At 31.7% G+C, this 17,789-nt stretch carries 18 protein-coding genes; 17 read left to right on the forward strand and 1 reads right to left on the reverse strand.

The window, feature by feature from the left end; genetic code table 11:
* Window positions 1-39: 39 nt before the first annotated feature.
* The 11 genes from A3M9_RS0104495 (at window position 40) to A3M9_RS14125 (ending at window position 11,268) form a co-directional block, all read left to right on the forward strand.
* Window positions 40-561 carry a sigma-70 family RNA polymerase sigma factor gene (locus tag A3M9_RS0104495; RefSeq protein ID WP_242826179.1) on the forward strand — a complete coding sequence of 174 codons (522 nt, stop codon included), beginning with the start codon at window positions 40-42 and terminating at the stop codon, window positions 559-561.
* Complete coding sequence (locus A3M9_RS13180; RefSeq protein WP_027308158.1) at window positions 551-2,602, forward strand: beta-propeller domain-containing protein; 2,052 nt, start codon at window positions 551-553, stop codon at window positions 2,600-2,602. The genes A3M9_RS0104495 and A3M9_RS13180 overlap by 11 nt, the downstream gene beginning before the upstream one ends.
* Before the next feature lie 186 nt (window positions 2,603-2,788).
* Window positions 2,789-3,754, forward strand: a complete 966-nt coding sequence (cbiM, locus tag A3M9_RS0104505; RefSeq protein ID WP_027308159.1) for a cobalt transporter CbiM — start codon at window positions 2,789-2,791, stop codon at window positions 3,752-3,754.
* Window positions 3,755-4,537 (forward strand): energy-coupling factor transporter transmembrane protein EcfT, encoded by a 783-nt coding sequence (locus A3M9_RS0104510; RefSeq protein ID WP_027308160.1) that lies wholly within the window; start codon window positions 3,755-3,757, stop codon window positions 4,535-4,537.
* Window positions 4,538-4,562: 25 nt separating this feature from the next.
* Complete coding sequence (locus tag A3M9_RS0104515; RefSeq protein ID WP_027308161.1) at window positions 4,563-5,288, forward strand: energy-coupling factor ABC transporter ATP-binding protein; 726 nt, start codon at window positions 4,563-4,565, stop codon at window positions 5,286-5,288.
* 156 nt (window positions 5,289-5,444) lie between these two features.
* Window positions 5,445-6,620 (forward strand): efflux RND transporter periplasmic adaptor subunit, encoded by a 1,176-nt coding sequence (locus A3M9_RS13185; RefSeq protein WP_051350591.1) that lies wholly within the window; start codon window positions 5,445-5,447, stop codon window positions 6,618-6,620.
* A 10-nt stretch (window positions 6,621-6,630) separates the two neighbouring features.
* Window positions 6,631-7,356 carry an ABC transporter ATP-binding protein gene (locus A3M9_RS0104525; RefSeq protein WP_027308162.1) on the forward strand — a complete coding sequence of 242 codons (726 nt, stop codon included), beginning with the start codon at window positions 6,631-6,633 and terminating at the stop codon, window positions 7,354-7,356.
* Window positions 7,344-8,516, forward strand: coding sequence for an ABC transporter permease (locus tag A3M9_RS0104530; protein ID WP_027308163.1), 1,173 nt, complete (start codon window positions 7,344-7,346; stop codon window positions 8,514-8,516). The genes A3M9_RS0104525 and A3M9_RS0104530 overlap by 13 nt, the downstream gene beginning before the upstream one ends.
* Before the next feature lie 10 nt (window positions 8,517-8,526).
* Complete coding sequence (locus A3M9_RS0104535; RefSeq protein ID WP_027308164.1) at window positions 8,527-9,210, forward strand: response regulator transcription factor; 684 nt, start codon at window positions 8,527-8,529, stop codon at window positions 9,208-9,210.
* A complete protein-coding gene (locus tag A3M9_RS0104540) occupies window positions 9,191-10,657 on the forward strand; it encodes a cell wall metabolism sensor histidine kinase WalK (protein WP_035165842.1) in 1,467 nt (488 codons plus the stop codon). The genes A3M9_RS0104535 and A3M9_RS0104540 overlap by 20 nt, the downstream gene beginning before the upstream one ends.
* Window positions 10,658-10,722: 65 nt before the next feature.
* Window positions 10,723-11,268, forward strand: coding sequence for a hypothetical protein (locus A3M9_RS14125; RefSeq protein ID WP_051350592.1), 546 nt, complete (start codon window positions 10,723-10,725; stop codon window positions 11,266-11,268).
* 55 nt (window positions 11,269-11,323) lie between these two features.
* Here A3M9_RS14125 and A3M9_RS14390 read toward each other — a convergent pair whose 3' ends face one another.
* Window positions 11,324-11,500, reverse strand: coding sequence for an FmdB family zinc ribbon protein (locus A3M9_RS14390; protein ID WP_073248898.1), 177 nt, complete (start codon window positions 11,498-11,500; stop codon window positions 11,324-11,326).
* A gap of 180 nt (window positions 11,501-11,680) precedes the next feature.
* Here A3M9_RS14390 and A3M9_RS0104555 point away from each other — a divergent pair, with 180 nt between their 5' ends.
* The 6 genes from A3M9_RS0104555 (at window position 11,681) to A3M9_RS0104580 (ending at window position 17,760) form a co-directional block, all read left to right on the forward strand.
* Window positions 11,681-12,229, forward strand: coding sequence for an NADH peroxidase (locus A3M9_RS0104555; RefSeq protein WP_027308166.1), 549 nt, complete (start codon window positions 11,681-11,683; stop codon window positions 12,227-12,229).
* A gap of 389 nt (window positions 12,230-12,618) precedes the next feature.
* Window positions 12,619-12,876, forward strand: coding sequence for a DUF1294 domain-containing protein (locus tag A3M9_RS0104560; RefSeq protein WP_027308167.1), 258 nt, complete (start codon window positions 12,619-12,621; stop codon window positions 12,874-12,876).
* Window positions 12,877-12,947: 71 nt separating this feature from the next.
* Complete coding sequence (locus tag A3M9_RS0104565; protein WP_027308168.1) at window positions 12,948-13,313, forward strand: DUF2294 domain-containing protein; 366 nt, start codon at window positions 12,948-12,950, stop codon at window positions 13,311-13,313.
* A 6-nt stretch (window positions 13,314-13,319) separates the two neighbouring features.
* On the forward strand, window positions 13,320-15,473 hold the full coding sequence (locus A3M9_RS0104570) for a Tex family protein (RefSeq protein WP_027308169.1): 2,154 nt from the start codon (window positions 13,320-13,322) through the stop codon (window positions 15,471-15,473).
* Between the two features lie 12 nt (window positions 15,474-15,485).
* The gene (locus tag A3M9_RS0104575) at window positions 15,486-16,643 is read left to right on the forward strand and encodes an amidohydrolase (RefSeq protein WP_027308170.1); all 1,158 of its coding nucleotides are present in this window, start codon (window positions 15,486-15,488) and stop codon (window positions 16,641-16,643) included.
* A gap of 430 nt (window positions 16,644-17,073) precedes the next feature.
* Window positions 17,074-17,760: a Crp/Fnr family transcriptional regulator gene (locus tag A3M9_RS0104580; protein ID WP_027308171.1), complete on the forward strand. Its 687-nt coding sequence runs from the start codon at window positions 17,074-17,076 to the stop codon at window positions 17,758-17,760.
* Window positions 17,761-17,789: the final 29 nt, after the last annotated feature.

Raw genomic sequence — 17,789 nt, forward strand, 5'->3', positions numbered from 1 at the left:
TAATTTTATATCGTCTAATATGTGAAGGGAGGAAGAGGTGTGATAAGTAGGCAGGATAGAAGTGCAGAAATAGAAACTTTGATTGATGAATATGGGGATGATATTTTAAGACTCTGCTATATATATACAAAGGATTATTCACAGGCTGAGGATTTATTTCAGGAAGTATTTATAAAAATATATAAAAGTTTGGACAATTTTAGACAGGATTCAGACATATATACTTGGATTACAAGGATAGCAATAAACACTTGTAAAGATTATTTAAAAAGTGCTTGGATAAAGAGAAATATTTTGTTTTGGGATGTAAAAACAGAAGAAAAGGGTACTGTAGAAACTGATGTTATTAAAGAAATAGAGAGGGATTACATACTTAATGCAGTATTAAATCTACCTGAAAAGTATAGGGTAGTTATATATCTTTACTATTACAAAGGGTTTACAACAGCGGATATGGCACAGATATTAAAAACTAAAGAATCGACTATAAGAAGTAGGCTTATGAGGGCAAGAGAAATACTTAAAAGCAATCTTAAGGAGGGATTAGCCTATGAGGAATGACAAAAGAGAGCTTGATTTAAGAAGGCTTGATGAAATACAAGTAAGTGATGAGCTAAAAAGAAGGACTATATTAAAATGTAAAGATTTAAATAAAGGAGGGATAGTTATGAAGAGAAGATGGGCAGCGGCAGTTATGACTCTAATAGTTTCAATTTTCGCCTTTACCTATGTATTATCCTATTTAAGACAGGATAAGGATACAAAAGAAGTTTCATATGAGCTTACACAGGTTCAAAGTAAAAAAGAGTTTTTGTCAATGATAAATAAAAAATTAAAGGAACAAAATGACGGAATAAGGCTTTTTGGGGGAAGACAAGTGGCAGAAAAGGCGGCAGATTCTTCTGCACAAAATAATTCAAAAGAGCATTCAAGCACCAATGTTCAGGTCGAGGGAATAGACGAGGCTGACATAATAAAGACTGATGGACAATATATTTATGTAATAAACTTTGAGAGGAATGAATTGAATGTATATACTGCAGAGGAAAAACCTAAAAAGATATTTAGTTTAAAGGGAGAAGATATATTAGGCAGTAGAGAGGCAAAGGAATATAAGGGGTATAAAAGAAATATAGGTCTACAGGATATGTTTCTATATAAAAATGGCAATAAAAATTACTTGGTTATTATGTCCATCGTAAGTAGGTATAAGGAAAATCCAGAACAGCCATCATTAAAAGAAAGGGTAATAGGAATAATGCCTATTTACTATGGAGAAAACACAACACTTATAAGTGTTTATGATGTATCTAATATTGAAAAAGTTAATGTAGTAAAGCAATACGAAATTACAGGAGATAAATTATCTGCAAGGCTAAAGGATGGAAAGGTTTATTTAGTTACAAATAAGGGATTTTACTATTATTTTAGAGAATCAAGCAATAGTAATAACCTATTGCCATACTATATAGAATATGGTCAAGAAGTAGAGAAAAAAGAAATAGATGTAAGTAACATTAGATATAACAAACAGGATATTCAGCCAAACTACACAATCATTTCAGCAATTGATATAAACAAAAATACAATAGATAATCAGGTTGTTTTAGGATATTTTGAAAATATGTATATGTCCAACGATAGTCTATATCTTGTTAAAACAGCTGTAAACTACAAAGAGATAAAGCAGGATTCAAATAAACCTAACGATAGTATTGCAGTTTCAATTTATGATGAAGATACAGTTATATATAAATTTGATTTGGGTGAGAAGGTTGAGTATAGAAAGTTTACAACAGTTAAGGGAAGAATAATAAATCAATTTTCGATGGATGAATATGATGGATATTTTAGAATAGCAACAACAGAGAGCATAAATCAAAACAATAAATTTACAACAACAAATAATGTATATGTTATAGACAAAAATATGAATGTTGTAGGAAAGATTAATAATATAGCACCAGATGAAAGGATATACTCAACAAGATTTGTTAAAGATAAGCTATATATGGTAACCTTTAAGCAGGTAGACCCTCTATTTGTAATTGACCTTAAAAATCCAAGACAACCTAAAATTTTAGGCCTATTAAAGATTCCAGGCTACAGCACCTACCTTCACCCATACGATGAAAATACAATAATAGGCTTTGGTATGGATACAGGAGAAACAGAGGGAAGAGTTGTAAACAAGGGAATGAAGGTTGCAATATTTGATGTAAAAGATGTAAATAATCCAAAGCAAAAGGACAGCATTGAAATTGGAGGAAAGGGTACCTTCTCAGAATCATTATATAACCATAAGGCACTTGTTGAGTATAGAAAATACAACTTATATGCCTTTGAATTATATGAGACAAAAGATGACGATTCCTATGTTTTAGACTTTGCAGGACTTTGTTTGATGCAGATAGAAAATGGAAGGTTAAATGTTAAGGCAAAAATATCCCACAGCATAACAAGTTCTCAAAATGAATATAAAGAACCTATATATGGCTATAGAGCAGTATTTGTAGATAACCTAATGTTTGTAATTTCAAGTAGGGCTATAAGTGTAATTAATCTTGACAATATGAAGGAAGTTTACAGGGGAAATATATGATAAATTAGCGGAAAAGTATTGAAAAGGCTTATGATTTTTGTTAAAATAAAATTGCCACGAAGGCAAATTGGTTAGTTTATTTTTAGAAAAATATTGTTACCACGAGGGTAGCGTTTAAAGCGCTACCCTTTTTTATTGGCATTCACATCACTTATAACTTATTAAGTTTTAAAGGAGGGATTTTTTATGCATATACCAGAAAACTACCTAAGCCCATCAACTTGTACAGCCTTTTATTTAGCAATCATACCAATAATAAAAAGAACTATATCAAAAGTTAAAGAGCAATTAGATAGAAGAAGGATGTCACTTTTAGGTGTGGCAGCAGCCTATTCCTTTTTAATAATGATGTTTAATGTTCCGTTACTTGGCGGAACAACAGGCCACGCCGTTGGAGCTGTTATAATAGCCATACTTCTTGGGCCCTATGCAGCCTTTATAGCAGTAGCTGTTGCACTTACCATTCAAGCCCTATTCTTTGGGGATGGAGGTATATTATCATTAGGTGCAAATATATTTAATATGGCCTTTGCTATGTCCTTCAGTGGATACTATATATATAATAGGTTAAAGAACAAAAACGAAAACTTAGCGGTTTTTTTAGGTTCATATATAGGACTTAATATTGCAGCATTTTTAACTGCGATAGAATTTGGAATACAGCCATATCTATTTAAAGCAGCAGATGGGACGCCACTTTATTGCCCATATGGATTAAATGTAGCAATACCAGCAATGATGCTGTCCCATCTTTTAGTTGCAGGGGTTATAGAGGGTGTTATATCATTACTTATATACAAGGCTGCAAAACAAATTGATTTAGTAAAAATTTACGAGAATAATGAAGAACCAAAGGTTATGAATAAAATATATATATTTATTGCTGCATTGATAGCCTTATCCCCACTTGGATTAATTGCTCAAGGAACAGCTTGGGGTGAGTGGGGGTTAGATGAGATAAAAGAGATTGCAGGTTTTGTTCCAAAGGGAATGGAAAAGGGAATAAATTTTGAAGCTATTATGCCTGATTATACAGTTTCAGGAGTAAATGAAGTTTTAGGATATATTATATCTGCTATTTTGGGTGTTATGATAATTATGCTTTTATTTAGACTAATAGGTATTTTTTCAAAGAAGGGGATAGAAAATTAAATGGATTGGTTAAAGGAAAAGGATGAATTTGAATTTGAAATTAAAAATGAATCTTTTATTGAAAAAACTTTATCTTCACTACTTAGCCTTATATCAAAGATAAGGAGATTCGATAATAGGGATAGAGGTATATATAAAATACACGAGGCCTTTAAAATATACTTTACGCTAATTAACATAATACTTCTATCCCTTTCCTTTAATAAGTTTTATATAATGTTAAATGCTTCATATGTGATATTACTTATAATTTTTTTAGACGACAAGGATGTTTTAAAAATATTAAATATGCTATTATTAGTCTTTATTTTTTCCTCTTTAATAATTGGTCCATCTTTATTTTTTGGAAATAAAAATGCATTATTGGTTATAGTTAAAATAACTATATCAATTGCTTTAACAATGGTTATGTCAATTACATCGAATTGGCATAATATAATTTCAGCCTTTAGACTAATTAAAGTACCAAATATAGTCCTTTTTATATTTGATTCTGCAATAAGGTTTATATATTTATTATCAGAAAGGGCTTATGCAATACTTTGTAGTTTAAAGATAAGGAGTGTTGGGCATATAAAAAAGCCATACAGTACTCTGTCACAAATAATGTATAATTTATTTGTAACTTCTATTGATATGAGCTTTAAAATGGATGAAGCTTTAGAGTGTAGATGTTTTAGTGGTGAATTTAAATATAGTATATATAAAAAGGTTGGAAAGCTTGAGATTTTATATAGTATAATAAATTTAATTATTATTGTAGGATTTATTATATTACGTTAGCAATTATAAAAATTAAGGTGGTAAAATGATTGAAATAAAAAATTTAACTTGTAAGTTGAATGAAAATATAGTATTAAACGATGTATCTTTAAAAATAAATAAGGGGGAAAGTGTTGCTATAATTGGACCAAATGGTTCAGGCAAAACTACTTTACTTAGGGTTTTAAATGGACTTATCGACGTTAAAAGGGGAGAATATATATTTGACGGACAAAGAATTGATAGCAGGTTTTTAAATGATGCAAAGAAGAGAAAAATATTTCATAAACGGATAGGATTTGTATTTCAAAACTCCGATAATCAGCTGTTTTGTAAAACAGTTTTTGATGAAATAGCCTTTGGATTATTACAGTTTGATATAAAATATGAAGAGATTGAAAAGAGGGTCTATGACTGCTTAAAATTGCTTGATATTGAACATTTAAAGAACAGAGTTCCTTATACTTTAAGCGGAGGAGAAAAGAAAAAGGTAGCAATTGCCTCAATTCTTGCACTAAATCCTGATGTTTTGATATTAGACGAACCTTTGAATGAAATTGACCCAAAGAGTAAAAGAAAAATAAAGGAGCTACTGCAAACTTTAAATGGTTTTGGTAAAACTATAATCTGTGCAACCCACGATTTTGACTATTTTAAGGGATTGTTTAAAAGAGCAATTGTACTATCAAGCGAACACAAAATAATATACGATGGTGATTTTGATAGCCTAATAGGTGATAAGGAATTTTTAGAAAAAAATAATATAATTTAGATGCTGCTTCTTAAGGTGACTTAAACTTTTTACTACTTAAGTTTAAGCTACTTATAAGAGGTAGCATTTTTTATTCACAATTTGTTAATAATTCTGTCAAATTCACTCCTTCTAAACTCTATAAAATGAATTTAAAAATTGATGGGAGGAGAGAAAATGAAGAAAAGCCTTAAAATCTTAATTGGTATTGTTCTAATTTTAATAATTTCCTTTACTGTATATTATTTTTACTCTAAAAAAAGCACTTCTAATAATGTACAATCAACAGTTAGATACATACCCCAAAGAGTAGTAAAACAGGACATTTCGGTTAAAATCAAGTCAACGGGTATTGTTTTTGCTGGTACTTCAAAGGATGTTGTTGCTAAAAATAGTGGTGAGGTTAAAAACTTGAATGTAAAGGTTAAAGATACAGTAAAGGAAGGAGATACACTTTTAACTGTATATAATGATCAGATAGAATCACAAATAACTAGTGCAGAGATTAATATAGAAAAATTAAATCTGCAGTTAAATAATGCAAAGTCAGAGGATGAGGCAAAACTTATCAATCTACAGTTAAAGGAGGCAAAAAATAATCTATCAAATTTAAAAAAGCAAAAAAGCGAAATGACCATAAAGGCTCCAATTAGTGGTGTTGTAACTGCAGTTAATGTCAATAATGGGGATAATGTTCAATCAGGAAAAAGTTTATTAACAATAGTTGATCCCAAATCTCTTAAAATAAAGACTTCTGTTGACGAACTTGATATATCTAAAATTAGTATTGGCCAAAAGGTAAATATAAAAATAAATGCCCTTGAGGACAAAACATTTCAAGGTAAGGTTGAGGAGGTTTCGGATATAGGAACAACTCAAAATAATGTAACAAGCTATGATGTAATAGTATCTATTGAAAACCCAGAAGGAATAAAGCTTGGGATGACTGCAAGTATAGAGATTGAAGCACAAAGCAAAAAGGATGCATTGTTAATACCAATTGAAGCACTTCAAGAAATAAATGAAAAAAAATATGTTCTTCTTCAAGAACAAAATGAAAATACACAAACTACTGAACAAAATAGCGTCAATTCAAGTAATCAGACAAGGAGTCAGAGGAGACAATTTGGATTAACAGAAGGAAATGGTAGATTGATTGAAATAAAGACAGGATTGAGAAATGATAGCTTTATAGAGGTTGTGGAGGGATTAAAGGAAGGAGATATTGTACTTGTAAAGGTTTCAACAAGTACAAATTCAAATACAATGAGAAACAACTTTAGAAATAATAATATGAGGATGCCTGGTATGGAAGGCGGAATGGGAGGACCAGGTGGAGCACCACAAAGATAGGGGTGATTAGATGGAGAGAAATGAAAAGGTTATTGTAATGAAAAATGTTTCCAAGGTATATTCGACGGGGAAAAACCAATACAGGGCGTTAAATGGGGTAAATATTGAAATAGAAAAGGGCGAATTTGTTGCAATAGTTGGACCATCTGGTGCAGGAAAATCTACGCTTATGAATTTAATTGGATGTTTAGACACTTTAACTGAAGGTGAATATTATCTTGATGGAATAAGTATAGGTAATATGAAGGATAATCAGCTTGCTGATATTAGGAATAGAAAAATAGGCTTTATATTTCAAACCTATAATTTAATAAGTAAGCTAAATGTATTAGAAAATGTAGAACTTCCTTTAATATATATGGGTGTTCCCTTTAATGAAACAAGAAAAAGAGCCATCTCTGCTCTAAAAAAGTTAGGATTAGAGAGCCACCTTAAACATAAACCAACAGAGTTGTCGGGTGGACAGATGCAGAGGGTTGCAATAGCAAGAGCAATCGTTACAAATCCAGAGATTATATTAGCGGATGAGCCAACAGGTGCACTTGACTCAAAAACTGGTATGGAAGTTTTAAATATTTTAAAGGAATTAAATAAAGAGGGAAATACAATAGTTTTAATAACCCACGATATGAATATAGCTTCAAATGCCAAAAGAATAGTAACAGTAAAGGATGGAGTAATAGTTTCAGATTCGTGTGTAGAAAAGTTAAAGGAGGTGGGAGTATGCGAAGATTGATGCTCTTTAAGATGGCATTTACTTCTATTTCCTCCAATAAGATAAGAACCTTTTTAACAATGCTTGGGATAATAATTGGAATATCATCAGTTATAACCCTTGTAGGTTTAGGTGAAGGAACAAAAAAACAGGTTCAGGAGCAGATAGAGAGCCTTGGCACAAATTTAATTACTGTTAATATAACCTCAAGAAGAACAAAGGGATTGAGTGATGAGGATATAGAATTAATAAAGACAAAACCAGGAATAAAAAATGTTGCCCCACTCCTAAATCAAAATGGTATAATAGTAAAAAGCGGAACGAAAACATATTCAACAACAGTTGAAGCGTCAACTCCTGAGTATTTTGGAATTAGAAAGTTAGATGTAGAAAGTGGTAGAAGTTTAGAAAAAGACGATATAGAATCAAGGGGTACAGTTGCAGTAATAGGACAAGATATAGTGACAGAACTTTTCCCTTTGCAAAATCCTATAGGACAAAGTATAAATATTCAAGGTGTTGATTTTACTATTGTTGGTGTTTTAAAGTCTCAAGGAAGTTCAGCGGGCGGTTCTGGTGACGATAGAGTTATAATACCAATAACAACTGCAAAGAGGCTTTTTAAAACAGATGAGGTTAGAACAATATATATAGAGGGAACATCAAGGGAAGATACGCAGCTTGCAAGGGGGTATTTAGAACTCTATTTTAACAGTAGATTTAAAGGAGATACCAGCCAATATAGGGTTTTTGATCAAACAAGCCTTCTTGAAACAGCAACTAAAACAACCGAGTCTATGACATTAATGCTTATGGGAATTGCAGCAATATCACTTTTGGTTGGTGGTATTGGTATTATGAATATAATGCTTGTTGCGGTTATAGAGAGGACACGTGAAATTGGTATAAGGAAGGCACTTGGAGCAAAGAGAAGGGATATAATGATACAGTTTTTAATAGAATCATCGACTGTAAGTTTAATGGGAGGTGTTTTAGGAGTTATTTTAGGGTATATACTTGCAAACTTCCTAAAATCGATTTTAAGTATGTCTGTATATATATCCTTTAATGTTGTTTTGTTTGCGGTTGTATTTTCAATTTTTGTAGGTATATTCTTTGGTATGTATCCAGCAAGCAGAGCATCAAAATTAAACCCAATAGATGCACTTCGCTATGAATAGGGGTGGTAAAATGAAGGAGACTATTTTAGTTGTTGACGATGAAGAAAGAATAAGAAAACTTATTTGTGCATATTTGAATAAAGAAGAATACAATACCCTCGAGGCCTCAAATGGCTTCGAGGCTATTAATATCTTAAAAAAAGAAAAGATACATCTTGTTGTACTTGATGTTATGATGCCCTTTTTAGATGGGTGGCAGACTTTGGTGGAAATTAGAAAGTTTTCAGATGTTCCTGTTATTATGCTAACAGCTAAATCAGAGGATGATGATAAGCTTTTAGGGTATTCACTTGGAGTAGATGTGTATTTAACAAAACCATTAAGTCCTAAGGTGGTTTTAGCAAGTGTAACTGCTATTATAAAACGAGTATATCATTCGAAAAATGAATTGTGCATTGATGTAGTCGATGGACTTAGAATTGACGAAGCAGCATATTCTGTTTATTTAGATAATGATGAGGTTATTTTGTCCCCAAAGGAATTTGAACTTTTATTGTATTTATATAAAAATAAAGGGATAATTTTGACAAGAGAACAGATTTTAGATAGTGTTTGGGGATTAGAAAAGGATGTGGATTTAAGGACGGTTGATACGCATATAAGGAGAATACGTGAAAAATTAAAGGAAAAATCCTATTTAATAACAACAATAAGAGGAGTGGGATATAAATTTGATGCAAAAAATGAGAGGTAGTATTGTAAAGAAGTTATTTTTAATAAACTCACTAATATTAGTCCTTTTTATTATTTTCTCCTTTGCATTTCAGCACATATTTTTTGAAAGGTTTTATGTCCATAAAAGAAAAATAGAGGCAATAAATGTATTAAGCAATTTTGTTGAGACATATGAAAAAACAGGAGATCTAAAATTATCCTTTGAAAAGTCAGTTGATATTAATAAGGCCTTTGGTTACAGATTTTTGATTTTAGATAAAGAAGGGAATGTAAAATATGCGGTTAATCCAGCAGTAGATAAAGGTGCAAAGGAAAACATAAGAATTATTACAGATGCAATCTTTAGAATAAGCACAGATAATTTGCTATCTAAAGTTAAAGAGAACAAATATTTTTCTATGATTTATTATAATAAAAGATATCCGATAAGTAGTATTATAACTATATATAATTTTAGTGAAAAAAATGAGTATATTGTATGTACGTCATTGCTTCAGCCAATAAATGAGGCGTCAAAGGTAATAAAGGAGCTTTATGTATATTTATTTGCGGCAGGAATAATTGTTACTTTAATAGTATCTTTAATCTACTCTAAAAATGTTTCAAGACCTATACTGGAAATAAAGGATGTAGCGGACAGGATTGCTAATTTAGATTTTAGCAAAAGAATTGATATAAAGTCGGATGATGAACTTGGAATGCTTGCAAGTGCAATAAATACAATGTCTGAAAATCTAAAGGATGCACTAAATTCCTTAAGGGAGGCAAATAAAAGGCTTGAGGAGGACATAGAAAAAGAAAAGAAGCTTGAAAGGATGAGAAAGGATTTTATAGCCGCTACATCCCACGAGCTAAAAACTCCTATAAACCTCATACAAGGATATCTTGAGGCCTTTAAGGATGATGTGTTTGATGAAAAGGATAAGGATTATTATATAGATATTTTACTTGATGAAACTAAAAAAATGGCAAGTCTTGTTAACGATATGTTGGATTTATCTCAACTTGAAGCGGGGAAATACAATTTAGTTATTGAGGAATTTAATTTAAAGGATTTAGTAATGAGGGTAGTTAAAAAGTTTGAGGGAAGTATAAGAGAAAATAAAATAGAATTAATAATGAATTTGACTGATGTTTTAGCTAAGGCTGACTTTTATAGAATTGAACAGGTCATAACTAACTATCTGACCAATGCAATAAGGCATTCTACTGGAAAGATTGAAATAAATTTATATAAAGAAGATGATTTGGTTAAATTTGAGGTAATTAACTCTGGTGAGAACATACCAGAAGAAGAATTGGAGAATATATGGAGTAAGTTTTATAAGCTTGATAAGTCAGGGAATAAAAAATATGGGGGTACTGGGTTAGGACTAAGTATAGTTAAGAATATCATTGAACTACACGGAGGAAAGGTTGGAGCCCAAAATATTGAAGGTGGAGTTAAGTTTTATTTTACATTATAGATTTTATTGATAAATAAGCCTTTTTAATATAAAATTATCTTTGAGGGTGTTTTGGAGGTGAATATATGGAACAGGTTTTAAATTTGATTTTGAATAAGTTGGATAATATTGACAATAGAATAGATAATATTGAAAAACGAATTGATGGTATTGAACAACGAATGGATAACATTGAAAAACGAATGGACAATATTGAAAAACGAATAGATAACATTGAAAAACGAATGGACAATATTGAGCAACGAATGGATAACATTGAAAAACGAATGGACAATATTGATCAGCGAATGGATAATATTGAAAAACAAATGGACAATATAGAAAAACGAATGGATAATATTGAGCAACGAATGGACAATATTGAACATAGGGTGGACTCTATGGAAACTGACATAAAGGGAATAAAGTTAGATACAAATGAGATAAGAACAAGTCAGGATAGACTTGAAGCAAGGTTAGAGGATTTAGATTCTAAAAATGCAAAAAATCATATTGCAATGATGAGTATAATGAAAACAACATATAAGGATGTGAAGTTTGTAAAGCATAAACTTTATCAAACAGAAGAGGATGTATTTGATATTAAGGATTATTTGAAGATAGTAAAGTAGGTGAAAAATTCACCTACTTTTTGTTTTTGGCCTCCAGCCAAAATTAGCATCCTGCTCAAGAGAAGCCACTTGATTTAGAAGAGTTTGATGAACCATTTACTTTTATTGTGGGAAGTTTTTTCTTAACAAGTGTACTTTTACATTTAGGGCATTCTACCGTTTCATCTGCGTTTCTTACTAATTCCTCAAATTCGTTTTCACATATTTCACATTTGTAAGTAAATAATGGCATAAACACACCTCCTTTATACCCCTCTATGGTATATTATATGTATCAAAATAAAATTTTCAATAATTTATTATGGATAATAATTTTCTACAAAAAACTATTGTCAAAATAAAATATTTATGTTATTATAAAGATGTCAAAGGAAAATATAAATATTTATATAAATAAAGGGAGGATGTTAAAATGAAAAAGTTTGTATGTACAATATGTGGTTATGTTCACGAAGGAATGGAGGCACCAGACAAGTGTCCACAATGTAATGCTCCAAAGGAAAAGTTTATAGTAAAAGAAGATGGAAAGCTTGTTTGGGCAGATGAGCACAGAATAGGAGTTGCTAAGGATGTTGATCCTGAAATAATAGAAGGACTAAAGATGAACTTTATAGGAGAATGTACTGAAGTTGGTATGTATCTTGCAATGAGCCGTCAAGCTGATAGAGAGGGATATCCAGAAGTTGCAGAAGCATATAAGAGAATCGCAATAGAAGAAGCAGAACACGCAGCAAAGTTTGCTGAACTTTTAGGAGAAGTTGTAACAGACAGCACAAAGAAGAATTTAGAGATGAGAGTTCAAGCAGAATATGGTGCTTGTGAAGGAAAATTAAAGCTTGCAAAGAGAGCAAAGGAACTTAACCTTGATGCAATTCACGACACTGTTCACGAAATGTGCAAGGATGAAGCAAGACACGGTGCAGCGTTCAAGGGATTATTAGAAAGATATTTCAATAAGTAATATAAAGTAAAACGACTGTTCAATCGACAGTCGTTTTTTTATAAGAAAATTTATTATAACCTGTATAATTTATAAAAATTTGGTTAACTTATATGGGGAGGGGTGATAAGTATGGCAAAGAAAGAAGAAAAGAAACAAAAGAAAAACAGAAAAAAAGAATCTATGCCTGAAGAAGAATAATGTGTCCTAATCGGACACATTATTTTTTATTTAAAAAATATAAAGTATTACTAATGATATAATTATCATTTTATTAAATATAAGCTATATTGAGTAAAATGTAGTATAATACTAATATTGGTATGATTTTTTTAGCTTCCATAAAAATATACCGCGAAATGAAAAATGTCACATTTCACCTGGGTGGCACTTTTTGGGGGGGTGAAAAGATGCTTTTTGAATACTATTTGTTAATCATTAATGTCTTGGGCATTTTACTTATTATGGTAGATAAATTTAAAGCGAAATATAAAAGATGGAGAATAAGGGAGAATACTCTATTGATTGTAGCTCTAATAGGTGGAAGTATAGGTGTATATTTATCAATGTACCTCTTTCACCATAAAACAAGAAAACCTAAGTTTAGGTATGGAGTACCTGCAATAATTATATTGCAATTGTTGATATCTTTTTTAATATTTAAATAAATTAAATTTCCCTTGATATTATAGAAAGGTAAATATAAAATAGTAGAGAAATTATAAATGGAGGTGTTTTTATGTCTCTAAAGGGAAATTTAGAAATGAAAATAAGCAATGCTTTAATACATTTTGAAAAGGAAGAGATAGGTCGTGGTGCAGAAGAAGCAATGGCACACATATTTAAGGATATGATAATTGTTAGGTTAAAAAAGGTTTTAACACCAGCAGAAAAAAGGCTTGCACAGTCTCCAGAGGGAAGAAAAACTATTAAAGAATTTAGATATATGCTTGAGGATGTTTTAAGAGGAAAACTGGAGGCTATAATAGAGGATATTGTAAATGTAAAGGTTGTTAGTATTCACTGTGACATTAGTACAAAAACAGGTGAGTATTTAATGGTTTTTGTTATGGAAAAGGATGTTGAAAGTTTGTTTAAGGAGTGATGGGTAATGGATATTATAAAAAGGCTGTCAGAGGAGCTTGGAATAAAGGAATGGCAGGTAAAAAACACAGTAGATTTAATTGATGCAGGAAATACCATTCCTTTTATTGCAAGATATCGTAAAGAGGCTACAGGAAATCTTGATGATACAACACTTAGAAATTTTTATGAAAGGTTGACATATCTTAGAAACCTATTGGCTAAAAAAGATGAAGTAAAAAGACTAATAGATGAACAGGGAAAGCTTACAGATGAAATAGTTGCAAAGATTGAAGCAGCAGAGACAATAACAGAGGTAGATGATATTTATCGCCCCTTTAGACCAAAGAAGAGGACAAGAGCAACTATTGCAAAGGAAAAGGGATTAGAACCACTTGCTAACTTAATAATCTCACAGGATTTCGATGGAGATTTAGAAAAGGAAGCAGAAAAATACATAAATGAAGAGTTAAAGGTAACAACAAAGGAAGATGCCATTTCAGGTGCACTTGATATTATAGCAGAGGATATATCGGATAATGCAGATTACAGAAAGGCAATTAGAGATATTACATATAAAGAGGGAGTTATAGTAACTAAAAAAACTAAGGATGAACGTTCACCATACGAAATGTACTACGATTATAGTGAGGCGGTTTGTAGAATTGTACCCCACAGAATTTTAGCAATAAACAGAGGAGAAAGAGAAGAATTTTTACAAGTTAAGATAGATGCACCAGTTGAAAAAATACTTCTATATCTTGAAAAGAAGATAATAAAAAGAGAAGCACAGGAGACAAAATACATAAGGGATGCAATAAAGGACAGCTACAATAGATTGATTTCTCCTTCTATAGAGAGGGAAATTAGAAATATGCTTACAGACAAAGCAGAAGAGCAGGCAATAAAGGTATTTTCAATTAACTTAAAAAATCTACTTCTTCAACCTCCTGTAAAAAATAAGGTGGTTTTAGGATTTGACCCTGCGTTTAGAACAGGATGTAAGATAGCTGTTGTAGATGAAACAGGGAAGCTACTTGACACTACAACAGTTTACCCGACAGAACCACAAAACGATATAGAGGGTAGTAAAAGAGCCCTTAAGGAGCTAATTTACAAGTATAATGTGGAGATTATTTCTTTAGGTAATGGTACTGCATCCCGTGAATCAGAAGCATTTTTATCAGAACTTATAAGGGAAGTAAAGGAGGAAACTGGAAAAGAGATATTCTATGTTGTTGTATCTGAGGCAGGGGCATCAGTTTATTCAGCATCAGAACTTGCGGCAAAGGAGTTTCCAGATATAAATGTTTCATTAAGAGGTGCAATCTCAATTGCCAGAAGACTTCAGGATCCACTTGCAGAACTTGTAAAAATTGATCCAAAATCAATAGGTGTTGGTCAGTATCAGCACGATGTATCACAAAAGCGTCTTTCAGAGGCATTAAATGGAGTTGTAGAGGATGCGGTAAACTCAGTTGGAGTAGATTTAAATACAGCATCACAATCGCTACTTTCATATGTTTCAGGTATAAATGCTGCTATTGCTAAAAACATAGTAGAATACAGAGAAGAAAACGGAAAATTTAAAAATAGAAGAGAACTTTTAAAGGTAAAAAGGCTTGGAGAGAAGGCATTTGAGCAGTGTGCAGGATTTTTGAGAATAACAGATGGAGATAATGTTTTTGACAATACTGCTGTTCACCCAGAATCCTATGAAGCTGCAGAAAAACTTATAAATATATTAGGCTATAGCAAAGAGGATGTTAAGCAAAATAAACTTCAGGATATAGATGCAAGACTTGAAAATTATGGAGAAGAAAAAATTGCATCTGAAATTAATATAGGAATACCTACTTTACTTGATATAGTTAAGGAACTTAAAAAGCCAGGAAGAGATATAAGAGATGAACTTGAAAAGCCAATCTTTAGAAGCGATGTCCTAAAGATGGAGGATTTAAAGCCAGGTATGATTTTAAAGGGAACAGTAAGAAATGTTGCAGATTTTGGTGCTTTTGTTGACATAGGAGTTCATCAAGATGGGCTTGTTCATAAGTCTGAGATATCAGAAACGTATGTTAAACATCCAGCAGATTATGTTAAGGTAGGTCAAGTTGTAGATGTTAAGGTTTTAGAGGTAGATTTAGAAAGAAAGAGAATAGCACTTTCAATGAAGATATAAGGGGGTAATTAGATGATTTTAATAAAAAATGGTACTGTTTTGACTATGGCAGGTAAAATTATAGAGAATGGTTGTGTCCTTGTGGATGGTTCAAAGATAAAATATGTAGGAGAAGAAAAGCAATTTGAAGGAGATTTTGAAGTTATAGATGCAAAGGGTGGTTATATAATGCCAGGTATGATTGATGCCCACTGCCACCTTGGAATGTGGGAGGATGGAGTTGGCTTTGAGGGAGCAGATGGCAACGAAGCAACTGATCCTATAACGCCACATTTAAGAGCAATAGATGGTATAAATCCAATGGATAAAACCTTCAAAGAGGCTTATGAAAATGGTATAACCTGTGTTTGCTCAGGACCTGGAAGTGCTAATGTAATTTCAGGAAGCTTTGCAGTAATAAAGACCTATGGCAAAAGAATAGATAATATGATTGTAAAGAGTCCAGCTGCTATAAAGGTAGCCTTTGGAGAAAATCCAAAATCAACTTATCACGAGAAGCACGAGATGCCTACAACAAGAATGGGAATTGCTGCTCTTTTGAGGGATACATTATATAAGGCACAGGAGTATTTAAATAAAAAGGAAAATGCAGAGGAAGAAGAAGATAAACCAGATTTCGATATGAGATACGAAAGTCTAATTCCAGTTTTAAAAAGGGAAATACCTTTAAAAGTACACGCTCATAGGGCTGATGATATGTTTACTGCAATTAGAATAGCAAAGGAGTTCAATATAGATTTAACCTTAGATCACTGTACAGAGGGACATCTAATAGCTGATGAGTTAAAGGAAGAGGGGTATCCTCTTATAGTAGGACCAAGCCTTTCTGAGAGAAGTAAGGTAGAACTTAGGGAATTGACCTTTGAAACTGCAGGTATTCTTAGTAAAAAGGGAATAGATATTGCAATAATGACTGACCACGGAGTTATTCCAATACAATATCTACCTCTATGTGCGGCCCTTGCAGTAAAGCACGGTATGGATGAAATGGAAGCTTTAAAGGCAATTACAATAAATCCAGCAAAGATATTAAAGATTGATGATAGAGTTGGTTCTTTAGAGGTTGGAAAGGATGCAGATATAGTAGTGTTAGATAAATTTCCACTTGATGTAATGGCAAAGACACAATATGTTTTAATAGATGGAAGAATTGTATTTAAGAGGGCATAAAGGACACCTGTAGGTGTCCTTTTGATTGTTGACAACCCCACTTGTTAGCTAAAGTATGAAAAAGCCCCATGAAAGGATTTCAATAGGCTCTTTCATAAGCTTTAGCAATTCTTAGGTTTTCGACTTTGAAAAAGTCCGTAATTCGGCACAGGACGTGCCGAGCCGAGCGGCCATCAGGACGATGGCATCGCGAGGGTAGGACTTTTCAAACAAAGAAAAGCTTAGAATTGCTTAGCGAAATGAACGAATGCCTAAGAAATCCTTCATGGGGCTAATCAATATATAACTTTTTAAACATCCTGAAAGGGAATCCGAAGGTGTCCTTATTTTAATGAGTTTTAAATAATTCTTTATTTTTTTATAAAAATTAACTAAATTTTTTTTAATAGATTACGATATATAGTATAGTAACTTTAAAGGGAGTGAGAGTGTGAGTAGGGAAATTTATGACAAGATTTTAAGTACACATCATAGAAGATATTTTTATGACATAGAAAAAACAATAGATAAATTTTACAATATTTTTGGTGATGACTTTAAGAAGGTTCTATACTTAAAGGGTGAAGAAATTGAAAGAGAAAATATAAAAAGTAAGTTTTTCTTTTTAGAAAGAGGTAAATTTGCAATAAAGCACGACAACTATATGGGAAGGGATATGATATGTAGCTTCGTATTCCCAGGGGAGTTTTTTAACTTTTCTGTGTTTACAGATGAATCTACCTTTAAATACGAGGCAGCGATAAATAGCTGTGTTTATCTTATTGATAAAGATAAGATATTAAATTATTTAAAGGAAAATGCTGAATTTAGAGTATATATACACAGCCTAATTATAAAAAGTATGGACTTACAGATGATAAGACAAGGATATACAAGCTCCGGCAACCATAGACATTCCTTTGTAAGCTTTATACTTGAGTATTTTAATGGATATAGTAGCTATAAGGATGGACAAGTTGAGGTAGAGCTTGATGTAAACTATCAAGAAATAGCTTATCTATTAAATATGACAAGAGAAACCCTATCTCGTATTGTAAACGAATTTAAAGATAGTGGGATAATAGAATCAGGAAGACGCTATTTAAAAATATTAGATTTAGAAAAATTCTGTGCTTAAAATATTGAATTCAACTGGAAATTATTATA

This window comes from Caloramator sp. ALD01 (genome assembly GCF_000472625.1).
In the GTDB taxonomy this organism is placed as follows: domain Bacteria; phylum Bacillota; class Clostridia; order Clostridiales; family Caloramatoraceae; genus Thermobrachium; species Thermobrachium proteoclasticum.